The organism is Polyangiaceae bacterium, from assembly GCA_020633235.1.
In the GTDB taxonomy this organism is placed as follows: Bacteria; Myxococcota_A; Polyangia; order Polyangiales; family Polyangiaceae; genus JACKEA01.
This window is the reverse complement of sequence record JACKEA010000006.1, coordinates 423,384-442,484: the sequence shown is the minus strand read 5'-3', so window position 1 is coordinate 442,484 and position 19,101 is coordinate 423,384. Positions and strand designations below refer to the sequence as shown.

General features: G+C 67.7%; 18 protein-coding genes. 13 read left to right on the top strand and 5 right to left on the bottom strand.

Annotated features, from left to right (window positions below; all coding sequences use genetic code 11):
• The first annotated feature begins 53 nt into the window (after positions 1 to 53).
• Positions 54 to 863 carry an MBL fold metallo-hydrolase gene (locus H6717_31735; protein ID MCB9581645.1) on the top strand — a complete coding sequence of 270 codons (810 nt, stop codon included), beginning with the start codon at positions 54 to 56 and terminating at the stop codon, positions 861 to 863.
• Positions 856 to 1,260 carry a hypothetical protein gene (locus tag H6717_31730; GenBank protein MCB9581644.1) on the top strand — a complete coding sequence of 135 codons (405 nt, stop codon included), beginning with the start codon at positions 856 to 858 and terminating at the stop codon, positions 1,258 to 1,260. The genes H6717_31735 and H6717_31730 overlap by 8 nt, the downstream gene beginning before the upstream one ends.
• Positions 1,261 to 1,262: 2 nt before the next feature.
• On the opposite strand, the gene H6717_31725 is transcribed toward H6717_31730, so the two are convergent.
• The 3 genes from H6717_31725 to H6717_31715 are packed head-to-tail and all read right to left on the bottom strand — an operon-like array spanning position 1,263 to position 5,100.
• A complete protein-coding gene (locus tag H6717_31725; protein MCB9581643.1) occupies positions 1,263 to 2,051 on the bottom strand; it encodes a carbohydrate ABC transporter permease in 789 nt (262 codons plus the stop codon).
• Positions 2,048 to 4,144 carry an extracellular solute-binding protein gene (locus H6717_31720; protein ID MCB9581642.1) on the bottom strand — a complete coding sequence of 699 codons (2,097 nt, stop codon included), beginning with the start codon at positions 4,142 to 4,144 and terminating at the stop codon, positions 2,048 to 2,050. The genes H6717_31725 and H6717_31720 overlap by 4 nt, the downstream gene beginning before the upstream one ends.
• Entirely contained in the window at positions 4,141 to 5,100 is a 960-nt protein-coding gene (locus tag H6717_31715; GenBank protein MCB9581641.1) for an NAD-dependent epimerase/dehydratase family protein, read from the bottom strand. The genes H6717_31720 and H6717_31715 overlap by 4 nt, the downstream gene beginning before the upstream one ends.
• Positions 5,101 to 5,279: 179 nt before the next feature.
• Between H6717_31715 and H6717_31710 the strand changes: the two genes are divergently transcribed.
• The 10 genes from H6717_31710 (at position 5,280) to H6717_31665 (ending at position 14,427) form a co-directional block, all read left to right on the top strand.
• Positions 5,280 to 5,759, top strand: a complete 480-nt coding sequence (locus tag H6717_31710; protein ID MCB9581640.1) for a hypothetical protein — start codon at positions 5,280 to 5,282, stop codon at positions 5,757 to 5,759.
• Positions 5,741 to 6,229, top strand: a complete 489-nt coding sequence (locus H6717_31705) for a hypothetical protein (GenBank protein MCB9581639.1) — start codon at positions 5,741 to 5,743, stop codon at positions 6,227 to 6,229. Before H6717_31710 ends, H6717_31705 begins: the two co-directional genes overlap by 19 nt.
• Positions 6,230 to 6,356: 127 nt before the next feature.
• Positions 6,357 to 7,241: a hypothetical protein gene (locus tag H6717_31700; GenBank protein MCB9581638.1), complete on the top strand. Its 885-nt coding sequence runs from the start codon at positions 6,357 to 6,359 to the stop codon at positions 7,239 to 7,241.
• Between the two features lie 200 nt (positions 7,242 to 7,441).
• A complete protein-coding gene (locus tag H6717_31695; GenBank protein ID MCB9581637.1) occupies positions 7,442 to 9,913 on the top strand; it encodes a VCBS repeat-containing protein in 2,472 nt (823 codons plus the stop codon).
• A gap of 42 nt (positions 9,914 to 9,955) precedes the next feature.
• Positions 9,956 to 10,945, top strand: a complete 990-nt coding sequence (locus H6717_31690) for a hypothetical protein (GenBank protein ID MCB9581636.1) — start codon at positions 9,956 to 9,958, stop codon at positions 10,943 to 10,945.
• The gene (locus H6717_31685; GenBank protein MCB9581635.1) at positions 10,942 to 12,210 is read left to right on the top strand and encodes an AarF/ABC1/UbiB kinase family protein; all 1,269 of its coding nucleotides are present in this window, start codon (positions 10,942 to 10,944) and stop codon (positions 12,208 to 12,210) included. The genes H6717_31690 and H6717_31685 overlap by 4 nt, the downstream gene beginning before the upstream one ends.
• Entirely contained in the window at positions 12,210 to 12,509 is a 300-nt protein-coding gene (locus tag H6717_31680) for a hypothetical protein (protein ID MCB9581634.1), read from the top strand. Before H6717_31685 ends, H6717_31680 begins: the two co-directional genes overlap by 1 nt.
• A 42-nt stretch (positions 12,510 to 12,551) precedes the next feature.
• The gene (locus H6717_31675) at positions 12,552 to 12,770 is read left to right on the top strand and encodes a hypothetical protein (protein MCB9581633.1); all 219 of its coding nucleotides are present in this window, start codon (positions 12,552 to 12,554) and stop codon (positions 12,768 to 12,770) included.
• A complete protein-coding gene (locus tag H6717_31670) occupies positions 12,767 to 13,969 on the top strand; it encodes a radical SAM protein (protein MCB9581632.1) in 1,203 nt (400 codons plus the stop codon). Before H6717_31675 ends, H6717_31670 begins: the two co-directional genes overlap by 4 nt.
• A 119-nt stretch (positions 13,970 to 14,088) precedes the next feature.
• On the top strand, positions 14,089 to 14,427 hold the full coding sequence (locus tag H6717_31665; protein ID MCB9581631.1) for a hypothetical protein: 339 nt from the start codon (positions 14,089 to 14,091) through the stop codon (positions 14,425 to 14,427).
• On the opposite strand, the gene H6717_31660 is transcribed toward H6717_31665, so the two are convergent.
• Entirely contained in the window at positions 14,428 to 16,464 is a 2,037-nt protein-coding gene (locus tag H6717_31660) for a glutamate synthase (GenBank protein ID MCB9581630.1), read from the bottom strand.
• 33 nt (positions 16,465 to 16,497) lie between these two features.
• Positions 16,498 to 17,586, bottom strand: coding sequence for a hypothetical protein (locus H6717_31655; protein MCB9581629.1), 1,089 nt, complete (start codon positions 17,584 to 17,586; stop codon positions 16,498 to 16,500).
• Between the two features lie 90 nt (positions 17,587 to 17,676).
• Between H6717_31655 and H6717_31650 the strand changes: the two genes are divergently transcribed.
• Positions 17,677 to 19,062, top strand: coding sequence for a peptidoglycan DD-metalloendopeptidase family protein (locus tag H6717_31650; protein ID MCB9581628.1), 1,386 nt, complete (start codon positions 17,677 to 17,679; stop codon positions 19,060 to 19,062).
• Positions 19,063 to 19,101: the final 39 nt, after the last annotated feature.

Below are 19,101 nucleotides of genomic sequence, written 5' to 3'. Positions count from 1 at the left end.
CTATCAAAATAACATATTTTACACATGGCTAGGCTCGTGCGAGTTCATGCCGCATGCGCATCCATCACCTCAACGTCGGCACTCTGTGCCCGCGAGGCGCTCGTTGGGTGAACGGAACCGGCGGTCCGTTTCAGCGAGCGCGCCTCGTGTGCCACGCCCTGCTGTTGGAAACCGAGGACGGGTTGGTGCTGGTCGAAACTGGGCTCGGCACCCGAGACATTGCTGATCCCGCGCGTCTCGGAAAGAGCTGGGTGCGCCTTGTCACTCCCAAGCTGGATCCCTCGGAGACCGCCATCGCTCGGGTTCGAGCGTTGGGGTTTGCACCGAGCGACGTGCGGCACATCGTGCTCACGCACCTGGACCTCGACCACGCCGGTGGCCTGGAGGACTTCCCCGATGCGACGGTTCACGTCCATCAGCGCGAGCACGACGCACTGATGGGAAGAGTGTCGGTCCGTGCGGGGCGCTACATTCCAGCCCACTTCCGCCACGGTCCCCGCTGGAAGCTCTGGAACCACGACGGCGAGCGCTGGTTCGGCTTCGACGCCGTTCGTTCCCTGTTGGACGGCGAGCCCGACATTCTGCTGATCCCGCTGTTCGGTCACACTGCAGGACACTGCGGCGTGGCTGTCCGCGGCCCCGACAAGTGGCTGCTGCACGCCGGGGACGCCTTCTTTCACCAGACCCAAATCACCGGTGGCCGTACACCGCTAGGACTCCGCTATTTCCAGCGTCGGGCGGACACCGACCGCGCCCTCCGCAGGGCCAATCAGGCGCAACTCTCCGCCCTGCATTCTGCCCATGGCCACGAGATCGAGATCTTCAACGCCCACGATCCGCTAGGCTTGCTGGGTCGTGAGTGAGCCAGAGTCCAATCCGATCCAGCTGATCGGCGCCGGCATCACCTTTCTCGTGGCGCTCTGCTGCATGGTGCTGTCCATTCGCACGACACCGCTCGGCCACTGGCTGTTCTTGGGAGCAGGGCTCATGGGTTACGTGCTGTTGCTGGGCTCCGCCGAGCTGACGCTGCGCGGCGTCGGCCTCACGCCGGGCCCGGGTTTCTTCCGCGGCACACTGGGCACCGCGAGAGCCATGAGCGGCCTGACCACGGCGCTCGTGCTGCTGCCGCTGCTCGGCTTCGTGTTCCTGCTCTCCAAGGAGAGCGGTCCCGGGTGGAGCGTCACGGCGCTGTTCCTGTTGGGCGTGGTGGGGTTCTGCGGCGCGGCGTCCCTCGTTGGGTTGCTGTCGTCGCGTCGCTGAGCTCAGCCGCCGGTCAGCGCTCGCGTGATGCGGCGCTCCAGCGCCACCACCAGGACCACCACCGGTAGCGTCGTCACCACCGAGGCGGCGAGCACCTGACCCCAGGGCACCTGATGCCGACCCCGGAGCAACGTGAGCGCCACCGGCAGGGTCTGATGCTCGGGCGTGAACGTGAAGGCAGAGGCCAAGAGCAGCTCGTTCCAACAGAACACGAAGGTGACGATCCCGGCAGCGGCGAGTCCCGGCATCACCGCGGGCAACAGCACCCAGCGGAAGGCCTGCCAGCGAGACGCGCCGTCCAGGCGCGCCGCGTCTTCCAGAGACGACGGCAGCTCGCGAAAGAACCCCGTCAGGAGCCAGACCGTCAGCGGCAAGGCGAAGCTCACATAGGGCAGCACCAGGCCCAGCGTCGTATTCAACAAACCCGCGTCCCGAAGCAGCAGAAACAACGGTGACACCAGCGCCACCGGGGGAAACAGGCTGACCGCGAGCAGCAATGCCAGCACGTTCTTACGGGCGGAAAAGCGCAGGCGGCCGAGAGCGTAGGCAGCAGAAGTGCCGAGTGCCAAACAGGAGATGGCCGTGATGCTCGCGACCCACAGCGAGCTCGAGAGCGGCCCGCGGAGCTCGCGCCGGGAGAGCACTTCGGCATAGTGCTGGAACGTGATCGCGCTGGGCAGGACGCGACCATCGAACAGCTCTGCTTCCGGCCGCAGGGACGCAAGGATGAGCCACGCGATGGGCACTACGATGCCGAACAGCGTCGCGAAAGCAAGAGCCCAGCGTTTCACTGCGCACGCTCCAGGAGATGCACGTAGGCCCACGCCAGTGCCAACGTGACCGCGAACATGACGACGCCCAGGGCGGAGCCGTAACCAAAACGGAGGTGGGAGAACAGCGATGTGTAGGCGAGCAGCGCCACTGGCTCCGTGGCGGTGCCGGGACCGCCGCCGGTGAGCACCAAGGCAAGATCGAAGATGCGGAACGCGTCCAGCGTTCGGAACACGAGCGCCACCAAGAGCGCGGGCCGCACCAGCGGCAACGTGAGGTACCAGAAGCGCTGCCAAACGCCGGCACCGTCCAGCGCCGCAGCTTCGTACAAGCGTTCGTCAATCGCCGACAGACCCGCGAGCAGAAGCAGGGCGACGAAAGGCGTCGTCTTCCACACGTCCGCGCTCACCAGCGGCACCCAGGCCAAGGTCGGCGAGCTGAGCCAACCCGTAGCGACGGCGCGAGCGATCCCGCTTTGGTCGTCGAACAAGAAGCGAAAACCGAGCCCGACCACCACCGTGGGCATGGCCCAAGGTGCCAGGGCCAGCGCGCGGGACAGCCGCCCTCGCAGCGCGCGCTTCATGCCCAACGCCAGCGCAAAGCCGAAAGCCAGCTCCAACGCCACGCTGACCCCCACGAAGCCGAGGGTGCGAACGAGCGCACCCCTCACGCGCGGATCGCCGAACAGCTCCGCGTAGTTGCGCGCACCCACGAAAGGCCGCCCCTGCCAGGGCATCGCCAGGCGGTGCGCGTGCAGGGACTCCCAAACGGTGAGCGCCAGCGGCACGCCGACTACGAGCAACACGACGCCCAGTGCCGGCGCCGTGAGCAGCCAGCCGAGGCGGTCGTCCGGCTCTGGCCGCGGGCGGCGACGCAAAAACAGCAAACCGAGGCCCAGCGCCAAGAGCCCGAAGGCGACGATCCACGGCGCTCGCGACGTTTCGCGCGGCGGCTTCCGCTCGATGCGCGCGTTCATCTCCCGCGCCGCTGCCGAGAGCGCGGCATGGGGCTCGGCGCGCCCGCTCAGGGCGTCGTGCAGATGGATCTGGAGCAGCTCCGAAAGCTCGGAATAGATCGGCGACGCTGGCCGAGCTCGCGCGCTCCGCACGATGCGCAGGGCATCCGCCGGCGAGATCGCCAGCTCGAGCTCGGGCGAGCGATACACGCTCAGACGCGCTGGCAGCTGTCCCGCAATCCGCGCGCGCTCGAGCATCTGTTCCGGCGCGGTGAGATACTCGATCAGCGCGCGGGCTTCCCGCGGGTGCTCGCTCGCTGCGTTCACGGCCAGGGCCGCTCCGCCCAGCGCCGCCGTGGGCTGCCCGCCCGGAGCTGCCGGCAACGGCATCACGCCGAAGGGCACCGTCAGCAGCGACGCCGCATAGGGCCAGTTCCGCATGAAGCGCACGCGCCCGTTCTCGAACGCGAAGCGCGTTTCTTCCTCGTGCCAGGAGAGCGCAGCGCGCGGCACGGAGCCCCGCGTGATCGCGCTGCGCATGAAGGAAAGCGCCTTGTCACCCTGGGGCGAATCCACCACCAAGTGGCCTTGGTCGTCCTTCATGCGACCGCCAAAGGCCCCGAGCACCTCCTGGAATACCGTGACGAGTCCTTCGTAGCGCGCGTTTTGCCATGCGAGGCCGCCGCGCTCGAGGTCCGCCAGGCTCGTCGGCGGCGGCCCGCGGTCCTTGCGGTAGTACAGCATGCCGACGTCCACGAACCACGGTAGCGCGTACAGCTGGCCCTGATGGCGCTGCGCATCGAGCGCGGGCTTCACGAAGTCCTGCGCGTCCGGAGCCTCGAGCGGGAGCAGCCACCCCGCCGCTGCCAGCTCCGGCGTCCAGATCACGTCCAGCTGCAAGACGTCCGGCTGGTGCAAGCCCGCGACCAAGCGCTGCACATAGCCGCGGTGCCGCACCTCGGCGTCGTCCGGTGTGGTTTCCCGCACCACGCGCACCCCGGGGTGCAACTGCATGAAACGGTCGAGCTGCCGCGACAGCAGCTTTCCCTCCTTGCCCACGCCGCTCGCGGAAATCGTGATCACGGTCGGAGCGCGCTCCGCCGGCGCGCAGGCCACGAGCAGCAGCGCTGCCAACACCAGTCCGCGAAGCGCGTTCACACTTCCGAGCCGAGCAAGCGCGCGATCCCGTCCGGGAGGGGCAAGAAATCGATGCCGAGCTCCGCACGCGCCCGAGTGCTCTTGGGACGCGCTTGCCACTGCATGAACTCGAGCTGGCCGCGAGGAATGAGGGGCGGCTTCTTGGTGATCGACGCAACCAGCTCCGTGGCTCGCGACGCCAGCTTCGCCACCGATAGGGGCAACGTCCGCGGCACCGGAACGCCTCGCAGCTCGTGCACGATGCGCGCAATGTCCTCGAGGGTGGCGTAGCGCTCGCTCAAAATGAACCGCGCGCCGACCTCCGCGCGCTCTTCCGCGCGGACGTGCGCTTCACCCACGTCGTCCGAGTGCACGACCGGCATGCCTCCGGGCAGCAGCGCCGGAGCTTGCCGTTTGACGAGCTTGTCGACGAAGTCGTTGAGCCCCGGCGAGCCCGCCGGCCCATCGCCGTACACCGCCGCCGGGTGCAGGAACACCGCCGGCAACCCGCGCGAAAGCGCCTTCACCACCGCGCGGTCCGCCGCCTGCTTGGAGCGCTCGTAGGCCGTCCCCTTGGGCTCTGGATCGATCACGCTCTCGTCGTACTCCTCGCCCAGCGCCGCCCGGAACACGTCGATGGTGCTGGTGTGCACGAAGCGCTTCACGTTTGCCGCGAGCGCGGCTTCGATCATGTTCGCGGTCCCCTCGACGTTCACGCGATCGAAGGTGCCCTCGTCCGGCAGCCACTGCTCCGGTAGCCCCGCCGCGTGATACGCCACGCTCACTCCTTCGAAGGCGCGCTTCAAGCTGTCGCCCTCCGTCACGTCACCGCGGACCACGTCCACGCCCTCCGGCACCAGGCGCCGCGCCTTGTCCGGCGTGCGCGCCAGCACGCGCACCTCGCGCCGCCGCTCCACGAGGCTGCGCACGATGGCATTTCCAACCAACCCCGTCGCCCCCGTCACCAGCGTGACCATGCTCACCCGTACCACCGTCCCTCCCCGACGACGACCCACCCTTCCACATCTGCTTGTCGATCCGCCGCGGAAACACCGCGAACGGACGCCGCGCCCCGCCTCTGCCAAGCTCACTTCACGCCGTCGACGCTTCGAGTCCCTCCGCAACTCGGCGTCACGGCGTCCGAAGGACGCCCACGATGCCGAACCCCATCCGCGGCGCGCGACCGCAAAAGCCCATCGAAGCCCCCGAAGCACCCCCGGACGGCGCTCCCGCGCGAAAGCCCGCACCCGCGCAGAAGCAACCGAGCGCTGGCGTTCAGGCCCTGATGAAACAGTTCGCGCCGAAGATCACCGTCACCCACGGCCCCACACCGAGGGCGCTCTCCGATCGCGAGAAGATCGCTCGCGCGCTCCAGGAGCAAGCGGGTCTGGAACCCGAGCCCAAGCCCGTGCCGTCGCACACGACCGGCCGAGCTCAAAGCGCTCCCGCTCCCGGCCGCCCCGCACCAGATTGCGCGATCGAACAGGTGGTGGAGACAGGAACGTGCGGGGCGGCTGTCATCGCCGCCGCGGCGGGCACGGCGGTCGGCCCGGCGGACCTTGCGGTGATGTACTTCGGTGGCATGGCCTGCGGCGCTGCGGTGCTTGTCGCGGACAAGTGCAGGTCTGGAAAATGATGACGTCCATCGCCGTGGTTTCCGTCGTGGCGGGGCTCGGCCTGGTTGCCGCATCGTTGCCGGCAGCCCAGACGAAACGAGCGGCCCTCCTCGAGGCAGCGCTCGTGTCCAGCGCCTTCGCAGTGCTAGTCGGTCCCTGGCCCACGGCACCGCGGACCCCGGGCTACGGTCTCGCGGCGCTCGCGGCGGTGCTGGTTCTTCGGCTGGTGAGCTCCGTGGACCCTTCGGTGCGCACCGGCGCGCCTCGCTTCTCGTCTGGCCGCCACCTGTTGCCACTGCTTGCTTTTGCGGTCGCGGGACTTGCTCTCTTCGCCTTCACCGGACGCGCCAGCGGCTTTCCGCGACCCTTTGCAGCCATCGTGCCGTTCATCACGGCGCACTTGGCCTATGAACCGTCTCGCGTGAGCCTGCGCGCCGCCGTGTACTTCGGCTTGCTGCCCATGGTGGCGCTGGCCTTCGTGCACACCTGACGCGGCAGCGCGCTCGCGAGGCTTTGGTCCGCCGAGGGCGGTCGTTTCTCGAAGACTCGCGGCGGACCAACACCCAGATGCTCGGGCGTCGCGGGCGGAATGCCGGAGGCGGGACTATGCTCCGCGCGTGAAGGTTCCCACCCTCGCCGGCCATACCAACACGCTGCTGGATTTCGTCGGTCCCCTCGGCGGCGCCGCGAAGCTCACGGTGTTCTCGGAGGGCAATCACTTTCCGGTGCTGACGCCGCTGCTCTTCGACGACGCGGCGTTGCATTCCGGTGATGCGTCCCTCGCCGACGACATCCTGTTGGTCACGCTGCCCCAGCGCTTGCTGGTGGACATGCTGGCGGCGAAGCGGATTCGGCTGGGACGTGCGGTGTTGCCGATTCACCCGGCCGCCACCTACCCGGACATCGTGATGGCCGGTGAAGCGCCATTGCGGACGTTGGCGGAGCGCGGCGTGATCGAGCCCGTGGCGGTTCCGTTCGCGCGGCATCGCGGCCTCGGGCTCCTGGTCCATCGGTCGTGTACGGTTCGCTCCCTCGCCGAAGCCCTGAGCCACAGCGAGCTGCGCTTGGTGTTCGCCACGGAGCAGGAGGCCGGGGCGCGGGAGCAGTACCTTCGGACCATCGAAGCGCTGGTCGGCGGCGACGCGCGCCGGCAGGCGGAAGATCGGGAGATCGGCGCATTTCCCGAGCGCCTCTCCATCCAGCACCGAGACGTGCCCTACGCCCTGCTCCAACGCCACGCCGACGTCGGCATCGTCTTCGCTCACCTCGCCGCTCACTTCGCCCACGCTCACCCCGACGAGCTCGCCTTCGTTCCCGTGGCCGAAGCCGCGGCTTTCGGCGCGTGGATCGGCGCGGCCTTCGTTCGAGATCGCACGAACGCGCTCGCGCGACGGCTTTGGACGTACTTCCTGCGGGAGGCCCGCGCGCGTTACCCCGCGGCGGGCTTCAGCGCGCCGGAGGAGTTTCCGTTCGCCCAGGCCGTACCCCTGCTCGGGTCTTGACGTCCGGGAAGCGTGGTTTCGCGGCGGACCAACACCCATGCGGTGGGCTGCATCATTTGACGTCCGACGAGCGGAATGCAGATCGCGGCGGCGTAGGCTGACGGACGGCGGGGATGACGCGGCGCTTCTTTCTGAAGGCGTGAGGACGCGGGCGGTGGGTGTTATCCTGGAAATCCTTTCGTCCCCCTTGGAGGCTCACGATGCGCGTGTTTCGCTTGGCATTGGCGACCTGTCTCGCCGGTGCACCTTTGGTGCTGGCGCTGTCCTGCGGCGGTGATTCGAACGAGGTGGCGGGAGGTGGTTTCGGCGGCGGGGGAGCCGTGGGCGGAACTTCGGGCACCGGTGGAGGAAGCAACGAGGGCGGCATCGACACCGGCACCGGGGGTGCGGCTCAGTGCGGACCCGGCAACCCCTGCGAGAGCGGTGTGTGCGTGAACGGCGTGTGCTGCTCCAGCGCGGACAAGGCCTGCGGTGGTGCGTGCTGCACGGGCAGTGACATTTGTCTCTTCGACCAGTGCGTGACTCCCGGCAAGACCTGCCAGAGTCAGGCGGACTGCGACCCGGGTCAGTACTGCGAGACGGCGTTGGGAGAGAACCCCGAGGGCGGCGTGAGTGACGCGGGCGCGGTGGATGCGGGCGGCAAGGTGTGCACGGCTCCCGTGCCTCCCAACGGGCGCTGTTTGGATCTGCCACCGATCTGCGCAGGAGATGGCGGCGTGCCGGACGCCGGTGCCTGCATCGAGAAGTGCGAATACTTCCCGCCCGCGGGCAACCTGACGCCGGTGAAGAAGTGGCAGTGGGGCCAGGAGAAGGTGCCGCCCCAGAACGCCGGAAAGATCGACGTGTGGGCCACGCCCGCGGTGGGCCGCCTGTACGACGCGAACTGCGATGGGCAGGTGGACGAGAGCGATTCGCCGAGCATCGTGTTCGTATCGGGCAACTCCAAGGGCACCTGCTGCCACTGCACCGGGGACACCGTCAGCGCTTGCCAGAACGGCGTGCTGCGCGCGGTGGACGGCAAGACCGGCGACACGCTCTGGACGCTGGCCAAGGCGGAAGCTGGCAGCAACGGCTTCGCGGCCGGCATCAGCGTGGCCCTGGGAGACATCGACGGCGACCAACGCATGGACGTCGTGGCCATGACCGGCGAAGGAAAGATCGCCGTCATCGACGGCGACGGGAAAGTGCTCGGCGTCAGCGACAAGCCCCACCCCACGGGCACGGCTTCCGCGAGCTTCGGCTGGGGCGGCGGCCTCGCGCTGGGCGACATGGACAACGATGGCCACCCGGAGATCGCCTACGCGGGCTCGGTGTGGACCACCAACGGCAACACCATCACGTACCTGTTCACGGGCGCCGCGGGCGGCGGCGGTGGCAACAACCAAGCGTTGTCGTTCTTTGCGGACCTGGACGAGGACGGCAAGCTCGAGCTGGTGGCGGGCAACGCGGCCTACGAGAAAGACGGCTCCATGCTGTGGCAGGCGCCGAGCGGCGTGCCCAACGGCTTCAATGCCGTCGCGGATCTGGATGGAGATCAGAAGCCGGAGGTCGTCGTCAGCAGCGGCGGTAAGGTGTGGGTGCTGGAAGGCGCCGACGGCAAGGTGGAGCTCGGCCCCGTCACCCTGCCGGGCACCGGCAGCGGTCCGCCCACCGTCGCGGACTTCGACGGCGACAAGAAGCCCGAGATCGGCATCGCAGAGCGAGACAAGTACGCGATGGTCAAGCCGAACTACGTAACCGGCAAGCTGGACGTCATGTGGTCCGCTCCGAACCACGACCTCTCCAGCAGCGTGACCGGCTCCAGCGTGTTCGACTTCGAGGGCGACGGCAAAGCCGAGGTGGTCTACGCCGACGAGTGCTTCTTGTGGGTGTACGACGGCACCACCGGTGCCGTGCGCCTGGCCACCAACACGACCTCCTTCACCGCGACGGAAGCGTCCCTCGTGGCGGATGTCGACGGCGACGGCCACTCCGAGATCGTGATGGTCTCCAACGGAGCGGATCCGAGCGCCGGCGGCTGGGGTTGCGACGTAGCGCCTTGGAACAAGGACGACCCGGCGAACAACCGCCCGGCCTGGAAGCCGCCCGCGGGTGCCACGGCGTATCGCGGCATCACCGTGTTCGGCGACAAGGAAAACTCCTGGGTCGGCACGCGCACGCTGTGGAACCAGCACGCTTACTCCGTTTCGAACGTGTGCGACTCGCGCGACAGCGCCTGCGTAGCGCCCAACGTCTACGGCTCCATCCCGGCGAATCAGCAGGACAACTGGAAGCTCCCGTGGCTCAACAACTTCCGCCAGAACGTGCAGGACAAGGGCATCTTCGACGCGCCGGACGCCACCGTGAGCATCAGCGTGGACTGCACCAATCCGGTGGTCGTGCACGTCTCCGTGCGCAACATCGGGCTCGCGGGGCTGCCCGCCGGTGTGACGGTCGGCGTGTTCGTGAACAAGGGCGGCACCGAATCCCAGCTCGGCACCGTGCAGACCACCAAGGTGCTGCTCGCGGGGCAGACGGAGGTGATCGACTTCACCGTACCCGGCGGCTCCGCCACCAACGCCGACACCTTCTTCGGGCGCATCTTGATCGACCCGAACAACAAGACGTTCAACGAGTGTCGCGACGACAACAACCAGAGCGCTTCGGTCACCGCCACCTGCGGCCCGGCGTGACGCCCCTACCCCCTGGTCGCGGGCGGGTGTAGTCTCGCCCGCGTGGATGATCGGGGGCAAAGCGACCTCTACTTCCTCGACGAGCTCGAGCGTGAGCTGGTGCGCGCCGCGCTCTCCGTGATCGAAGAGCGAAAGCCCGACGAGGCCGGCCTGCTCCGGGACAATCTGGCCCGCCTGTCCCACGCCGCGGAGCTGGTGCGAAAGACACCGCGCATCGTCGGCTCGTGGGAAGCGCGCCACGCCACCGGCGTGAGCGGCGAGCCCCTGCTGGAGCTCTTGTGCACGGTCCCGGAGTGGGATTTCGACCTGCACGTACCGGTGCGGGTGATCTTTGGGCAGTCCTACCTGGTGGCCAAGATCAACTTCTTGAAGGCCATCTGCTACGGGCTGGAGGCAGCAGCGGCCGAAGAGTCCCTCACGGAGCGGGCTCAGCTGGAGCTGGGTCAATCCATCTACTCCAAGCTCGCGGAAGAGCTGTTCATCTCCATCCTCACGGACGTGGGCGGTAGTCATCGTGTGAAGCTGGCTGCGGCCAACGCGTTGATCCACATCTGGGACGATCGCTTGGAGGCGGAGATTGACGACTTTGCCCCGGTGCTCGAGTCCGTGTGGCGCGCTCGCAACAAGGTCCGACCGGTGATCGGCACCACCATGGGCACTCACGAGTTCTTTCGTCTGCTCCGGGAGTGCAGCGACACGCGCTTTCTGGAGTACTTCGAGGGGGACGTGCCGGACGAGCAGATGCAGGCCTTCGAGGAGTTCTTGTTCGGTCTCTCCTTCGAGCAGCTCACGGCTCTCCGGGAGCGGATGCGCGCAGAGAACCAGAGCACCATCTCCCGGGAGCAGGCCCACGCCGCCGTGAATCGCGCGCCTTCCTGGGCGCCGCATCCGGACGGACCGCAGGCCCTGTACACCAGCTACAAGAAACGCCGAGTGAAGGCCCAGTACCGAACGCTCACCAACGCGGCGGGTCCGAAGAAGACCGCGGAAGAGTTCGTGATGACCTCGTTCTTGCTGCGCGAAGCGCCGTGACGGAAAAGAGGCTCCCCGTTGGCCGCATCGTGCGGCTCGCGCGGCTCGCCCGCGTGGGCATCCGCAGCGGCGCCGGCTTCGTCACGTCCAAGGAGGCCCAGGGCGCCGCGCTGCAAGCCGCCGAGCTGCTCGGCAACCTGCGCGGACTGGCTGCCAAGGCCGGCCAGCTGGCGAGCTACATCGACGGCCTGGTTCCCGAGGCGCACCAAGAAGCGTACGCCCGCGCGCTCCGAGTACTGCAAGATGCCGCGCCACGCTCGTCTCCCGAGGACATCCGCGCCGTTGTCGAGAGCGAGCTGTCCGCGCCCATCGGCGAGCTGTTCTCGGAATGGAACGACGACGCTTTGGCGAGCGCGTCCTTGGGACAAGTGCACGCCGCTCGCTTGCCGGATGGCCGAAACGTCGCGGTCAAGGTGCAGCATCCAGGGATCGAGCGCGCCGTGGAGGCGGACCTGTCCAACGCCTTCGTGCTGGAGAAGCTCGCCGGGGCCCTCACGCCTCGCGCCATGAATTCGCGGGCAATGCTCGACGAGCTGGCGCTGCGCTTCCGCGAGGAACTCGACTACCGCCTGGAGGCCGAACGCCAGGAGCGCTCCCGCGCCTTGTTCGCCGAGCGCAAGGACATCCACGTTCCCAAGGTGATCGCCGAACGCTCCAGCACGCGGGTCTTGACCAGTGAGCTCGTGAGCGGCCAGACGCTGGAGCAGGCCGCCGCCGCACCGGAGGAGCTGCGCGCGAGCTGGGCGGGTGCCCTGTGGCGCTTCGTCTTCACCAGCTACCTCGCCGCCGGGGAGCTCAACGTGGATCCTCACCCGGGGAACTACTTCTTTCAGCCCGACGGCAGCGTCACCTTCATCGACTTCGGCTGCGTGCTCCCGGTAGAGGCCGAGCACCTTGGCGGCGCCCGCGCCATGCATCGCGCGGCGGCAGCGGGAGACATGCGAGCGTTCCAGCTCGGTGTGCGGCAAGTGGCCCAAACCGTGCCCGGCGACTACGAAGACGCCCTCACCCACTACATGCAGCGCTGCTTTGCGCCGATGTTGGAGCGTCCGTATCGCGTCACCCGCCCGTACGTCACGGAAATCGTTGCAGCCGTGCAAGACATGAAGATGTTCGCGTTCAAGAAGCGAAGTCGCTTCACCTCCTTTCCCGCCAACGTACTGTTCGTGAATCGCCTGCAGGTCGGCTTCTACTCCGTGCTCGCGCGCCTGGACGCGAGCGTGGACTACTCGGCGATCGACCGCGAGATCTTGGGACGGCTCTGATGGCCGGCATCAGCTTCATGCAGCCCAACCCAGGGCCGGACACGCCATGCCCCATTTGCAGGGAGCCGCGTCCCGGGAGCCCTCGCTACCCGGACCACGTGTGCGCCGACTGCGTGCGGCGCGCCGTGAACCAGAACGGGCACGCGCTCCGCTTCGAGAACGCAGGTCCGTTCGGAGGCTTGGTCGCCGTCGTGATCGACACCAACGAGCGCACGCACGACCAAGGCTGCACCATAGACGGCGTTCGCTGCCGCGCGGAGGAAGCGCGCTTCGGCGGCATCGTCGTGCGCCCGTGCTAAGGTTTGCGAATGCTTGTTCCGTGCCCTGACTGCAAACGTCACGTGCGAGCCACTGAGACCCGGTGCCCGTTCTGCGCGCGCCGCGCCAAGCGGCGCCGTCACGCCGTGGGCAAGGTCATCGTCGCCGGCGCGGCGGGTCTGGCAGCGATGACCGCGGGGCTCGGTTGCGCCTACGGCCTCCCGGACGAGAGCGACGCCGGCACTGACGGTGGCACTCACGACGCCGCCGCGGACGTGGCCACGGACACGGCACCGGAATGAGGGCCGCCCACGCGGCGGACGCACCGCGCCCGCTGTACGTGGTTTGGGAGATCACGCTGAGCTGTGATCTCGCGTGCAGTCACTGTGGCTCGCGCGCCGGCAAGGCGCGCACTGGCGAGCTGACCACGGACGAAGCGCTCGACGTCATACGCCAGCTTGCTGAGATGGGCGCCTGCGAGGTCACCCTCATCGGCGGCGAGGCCTACCTGCGTGAGGACTGGCTGGTGATCGCCGCCGCCATCGTGGAGCGCGGGATGCGCTGCACCATGACCACTGGCGGTCGGGGCATCACCCAAAAGCGCGCCCAGGCGCTCGCCGCCGCGGGCGTGTCGGCCGTGAGCGTGTCGATCGACGGCCTCTCGGAAGCCCACGATCGGCAGCGAAACCTGGTCGGAAGCTTCGACGCCGCGGTCCGAGCGCTCCGCCATCTTCGTGAGGCCAAGGTGCCTCACACCGGCAATACGCAGCTCAACCGTCTGAGCGTTCCGGATCTGGACTCCGTGCTCGATCTACTCGTCGCCGAGGGCGCCCAAGGCTGGCAGGTCCAGCTCACCGTGCCGATGGGTCGCGCCGCCGATCGTCCAGAGTGGCTGCTGCAACCCTACGAGCTCCTCGAGCTCTACCCCCGCCTCGCGGCGCTCGCGAAGCGGGGCTTGACCCAGGGAGTACGCCTGTGGCCCGCGAACAACATCGGCTACTTCGGTCCCTTCGAGTCGATCTTGAGAAACCGCGGAGGCGAAGGGCCTCGCGCGTGGCAAGGGTGTCCGGCCGGCAAGTTCGCCCTCGGCATCGAGGCCGATGGCACGATCAAGGGCTGCCCCTCGCTGCCGACGGCCGCTTGGGGCGGCGGCAACGTGCGGGAGCAGAGTCTGTCGCGCATCTGGAACGAGACGCGGGAGCTCCGCTACACGCGCGATCGTGATCGGACGGATCTGTGGGGCTTTTGCGCGACGTGCTACTACGCCGACGAGTGCCGCGGCGGCTGCACTTGGACCGCGCATTCGATCTTCGGCAAGCCCGGGAACAACCCGTACTGCCACCACCGGGTGCTCGAGCTCGCGGAGCGCGGCGTGCGTGAGCGGATCGAGCTCAGGGCGCCGGCGCCGGGCCGCCCCTTCGATCACGCGTCGTTCGAGCTGGTGGAAGAGCCGTGGGATGGCGCGACGGAAGCGCGACGGCGCTTGCCGCTCGCTCCGTGACGGGTTCCGCGCCGGACCAACAACAAAAAGAAGGTGTGTCATTCCGCCGACCTCACGCCGGCGCGGCATAAATCATGTGCCTTCTCCGCCTACGAAGGGATCTCGGGCAGGATCCGGCCATGAAGCTGAAAGCTCCACTGGCTCTCGCACTCTCACTGTCCGCGTTGCTGGCGCTGGCGCCTTCCGCTTGCTCGTCGGACGACTCCAAGGCCGCGCCGGCGAAGTGGATCTGCTGCGCCGGGCTGTTCCAAGCGTGCCACTGCTTCGAGATCGATCAGAACAGCGTAGGCGGCTGCTCCGACGAGGTCGCCAGCTGCGGCGACGTGGACGGCGGCATCGGCTGTTGCGTGGAGGGCACCGACAACGGTGACCACGTGTGCGACTGCAGCGCCCCCGGTGAGGCGTGTCCTACGCTCTCCAGCGGCGCCGGCACTCAGGTTGCCAAGTGTCCGCCGTGATCAGGCGTTCACGTAGTTGATGGTCTCGCTCTCCAGCACGGCGTGGCCGAGCAGTCGCATCAGGGAGAGGTAGGTGAGATCCACCTCTCCCTGAGCCTTGCCGGATAGCTCCGCAGACGGATCCTCCGCTCGGCACGACAGCTCGAAACCCTCGCCGCTGTAGCTGGCGCGGTCACCTTCGAAGCGAGCCACGAAGTCTCGACCTTCGAAGCGTCCGTGCACCGACACGCTGCCGTTCTCGCGCTCCACGTAGAAGCCGTCATGGTCCGGAAACTCTCGCCACTGCTCCTGGCTGCCGAAGAAGCGCGGCTTGAGCACGTAAGGCCCGCCGTCTTCTGGACAGAACACGTCGCAGTTGCCGCACTCGTTGCAGAAGTCCGCGAAGTTCGCGATCTGGTGCTTCTGCTTCACGCTCACGGTCCCCTCCTGCCGTACGCGAAAGCTGCCGTCGCCTTGGGGCGTGGCCTTCAGGATGGGAACCTCCTGCGCAGGGAGCGGATAAGTGAAGTTCGCGTCGTTGGGGCAGACCGGAATGCACTTGTCGCAAGTGAGGCAGTCGAACAGGACCAGCAGGGAGCCCACCTTCTTGGGGGGTTTGTTGGTGGCGCCGCGGCCATACCGCGGGTCGGCCAGCAGTTTCTCGACGTAGCTCTGGGTGTTCAGGAGCTTGGCCTTGCTCTTCCAACGCGCGTGGAGCTCTGCGCCAGCGGCCGCAAGGAGGTCCTCCCCCTTTTCGAGCGCCGCGTGGCACGCCTGCAGCTGCTCCGGTGTCGCGCCGGTCTTCTCGAGCGCCGCCTGTGCTCGACCCTGCGCGAGCACCACGAAGTCGTCCAAGGTGCGCGCGCCGACCTTGTCCATGCGCGCGGTCAGCTCCTTGAAGTAACCCTGCATTCGCCCGTAGCCACCGGGGCGCAGCAGGTCCGTGCACACCGTCACCGGAACCAGACCGAGGGACGCGGCGTCGGGGAAGTTCTTCTGATCGATGCCCGCGGAGAACGAGATCGGGTAGCGGTCGCCGAAGGTCTCCCGGAAGCGCCCCACCAAGCTCATGGCCAGCACGTGGAGCGGCTGTCCGGACAGGTACATGCTCTTCTCCGTTTCCGGGAAGAAGCTCCGCTCGTTCTTCACGATCAGCGTGTTGCTGAACTTCACGCCGAATCCGAGGCCCAGGTTCTTCGCCTTTTCACCCAGGCGCTCGGTAAACGCCACCGCTTGGTCCCAATGCGTGTCCTTGTCGAAGGCCTCGTCGGGAACGTGGTCAGAGTAGCCGAGCACGTCGTTCAGAACGCGCCGCACTTCTGCCTTGCCGAGCAGCGTGGGGTTGAGCTTCACGATGCAGTGGAGCCCCACCTTCTCGAGGAGGAACTCCATGATGCGCTCGATCTCGTCCGGCGGGCAGCCGTGGAACGTGGACAGCGTCAGCGTGTCACTGATACGCGTGCGGAAATCCAGATCGCGGAACTGCTTGTACTCGTCCGGGATCTGCTTTCGCAGCCAGTCCACGATCTGCGTCGCGTCCAGCATGCCGTGCAAGAAGGCCTGCACCCGGTCCGTCTGGATGCCGGCCAGGTCGTAGCCCACGCTCATGTCGAAGATGGCCTGGTCGAACCCTTCTTCGAGCTCGAGCTTGCCGCTGGCGACCAGGATGTCCACCAGCATGCTGGCCTTGACGTACTCCTCCAGGGACTGCTCGAGCTTGAGCTCCTGGGACCACTCCACGTTATAGCCGATGGTCTGGGCGTCGATGCACGGCCGCGGGATCTCGAGCTCGTCCATGATCTGGACGGTCTTGAGCTCGAAGATGCGACCGCCACCCAGGAAGCTGAGCACCACGTTCTGCGCCAGCTGGGACTGCGGCCCTGCTGCTGGGCCCAGCACCGTGGACGCCCGGCGGCCGTGGAAGTCCACGGAAACGTCCTTGCCCACCCCGCGCACGAACTTGCGCACCGGCAGGTCGAAGATGCTCTGGTTTTGTTCCAGCTCGCGGAAAACGCGGGATATCAAACGCTCGAAGGGATAGGGAACCAGCTCAGCCACGCGCGCATTCTATGATCGAATGGCGCGCGTGCGTCAGCCCTTGGGCAGCTTGATGATGCCTGCCGGCGGACCGCCCACGTCGAAGCCGCCGGCGCTGAGCCAGTAGACGGCGGTGGCATCCACGGCGATGTCGCGCACCCGCGCTTGCCCCGTCGCCACCGGCTCGGGAGCGGCGTTTGGCCCCCCCGCCACGTTGAAGCGCATGATGGTCGCGTCCTCGAAGTTCGGGCACGAGCCGATGGTGCTGTAATAGAGCCAGTCGCCATCCAGCGCCATGGCCGTGATGCCCTGAGGGGACTCGAACAGCTGTTGGGCCTGAGCCGTGGCGATCGAGGCGCGATACGCCGTGCTGGTGGTGTCCGTCGGACACTTGCCCGTCTCGTAGCTGGCAAAGAAGACGTCGCTCGATCCCACGGCAATGGCCTGGGTTCCGGAGCCTGTCGCCAGAGAGAGGAATGCCTGCGGGGTGACGCTCGTCGCCTTGGAATCGATTCGGTAGAGCACAGGCTCGTCCAGGGTCGTCAACCAAACCCATCCCTGATCCAGCACCAAGCGGATGGGAGACGGGATCCCGCTCGCGATCTGAGAAGGCGCTCCGCCAGCAGTGGCCACGCGCCAAAGCGACGGCGACGCGCTCGACTCGTCGCCGAAGAACACGGCGCTGGGCGACATCGCGACGACGTACGGGACGAGAGGGGCAACGTCGACGAACTTGGGCTCGAGGGGTATGCCGACGCCGCCGTAGACCAGCCGACTCTGCGTGGAGTCCGCCGCATAGAACGTGCTGCCGTCCGTGGCCACGCCCCACAGATCGCTCCCAGTATCGGACCAGCTGTCGTTGGTGGAGTCGGCTGCGATGCCCAGCGTGCCGGGGCTTGCCCCCGCGAACAGCGCGTAGGTGCCTCCCAGCGCCATCGTTTTCACGTCCGCGTCGGTCTTGATCAAGAGCTGGGGCACGCCGAAGCCCGTGCCCGCCGCGCCACCGCTGCCCGCCGCGCCACCGCTGCCCGCCGCGCCGCCGCCCGTGCCGGAGTCCGGCGCCGGCTCCACGCTGTGACTCGACTTGCTGGAGCACGAGAGACAAAGCGCGAGCGAAACTCCCAAGCCCATGCTGCGCCACATGACCCAAGCCTATATCAGGCCACGATCGAGGTCGATGTGGGCGCCCCACCCACGCTGCCCGGCGTTCGGCAACGCGGTACTCTCACTACGATGAATCGCTGGCTGATGCTCCTCATGGCACTGGTCATTTCCCTCAGCGGGCGAAGGGCAGCGGCGTGTCAATACGCGAGCTGCCAGAGCGAGGGCGCCGTCCAGCTGCCGAACGGCGCCGATCTCTCGTTGCCCTTCGCGAACGGCGAGAAGGTACACGTCTTGTCCGGTTACGGACCGAATGCGGGCTCCAGCCTGCACTGCCGCGCGAGCGATTCCCAGTGCGCCAACGATTGGTACGCGTTGGATCTGAATCTCGAGGGCTATCCGAGCTCCGGCAAGGGTCAGCCGGTGCTCGCCGCCGCGGCGGGCACCGTGCTGGACGCCGCTTGGGGGTCCGAGGGCTGGGCCAACTACGGACAGCGGGTCTACATCGAGCACGACTTCGGCGACGGCCACAAGTACGTCACCATGTACGCCCACCTCGACACCCTGAAGGTGACGAAGGGCCAGAAGGTGGCCAAGGGGCAGCAGATCGGAACCCTGGGCCAATCCTGCCAAGGCGCGCTCAGCTGCAGCAGCTTCTCGACGCCCCACGTCCACTTCGCCGTGCATCGCGATCCCGGCTTCGGCGGCACCGGTAGCGGCGGTTCCTACGGTGGTCACGCCGTGATCCCCGAACCCATGGACGGCGCCAGCGGCATTCAGCAAGGGCAAACGCTGGTGAGCAAGAACGGCGGCACCGTCACTCCGCCACCTCCCACGTGTCCAACGTCGATCGGCCAGAGCGAGACCCTGATCGAGGAAGAGTGCGGCCAGCTCACCGGCGGCGCGCTGCCTGACATATCCGGCCACGGCGGCCACGCCTACGTCACAACGCAGGACAACGCCGATCCGGACTACGCCCAGGGCATCTTCTGGCAGCTCACCTTCGATCAAGCCGGCAAGTACCGCGTGTGGGCCTGGGTGCCGGCCCTCGGGGATCCATCCAGCGGCGCCAGCTACAAGGTCCAGCACGCCGGCACCTCGGACAAGGTGCTCGTCGATCAGAGCCAGGTGTCCGACGACTGGATGGAGCTCGGCAGCTTCGACTTCGCGGCAGGCGCCGATCAGTGGGTGCGCTTGGGCGACAACTACGTGAACGCCGGAGACAACGGCAAGCAGATCGGCATCGATGCCCTCCGGGTGGCGCCGGACACGCTGCCGACTTCCGATGCGGGTGTTGGAGGGTCTGGTTGGGGCGGCGCGGGAACGGGCGGCGCCATTTCCGCCGCGGGAGCGGCGGGCGCCGTCCCGGGAAGCGGCGGCGGTGCGAACGCCGCGCCGGCCGGAGACGACAGCGGCGGCTGCGGCTGTCACGTTCCGGGACCGCCGTCGCCCTCGCGCCTTTCGGCGCTCGCGCTCCTCGCCGCGGGCCTGCTCGTCGCACGCCGCCGTCACCCCTGAGCGTCCCTCCTTGTACCGGCGAGCCCCCCGGCGATATCG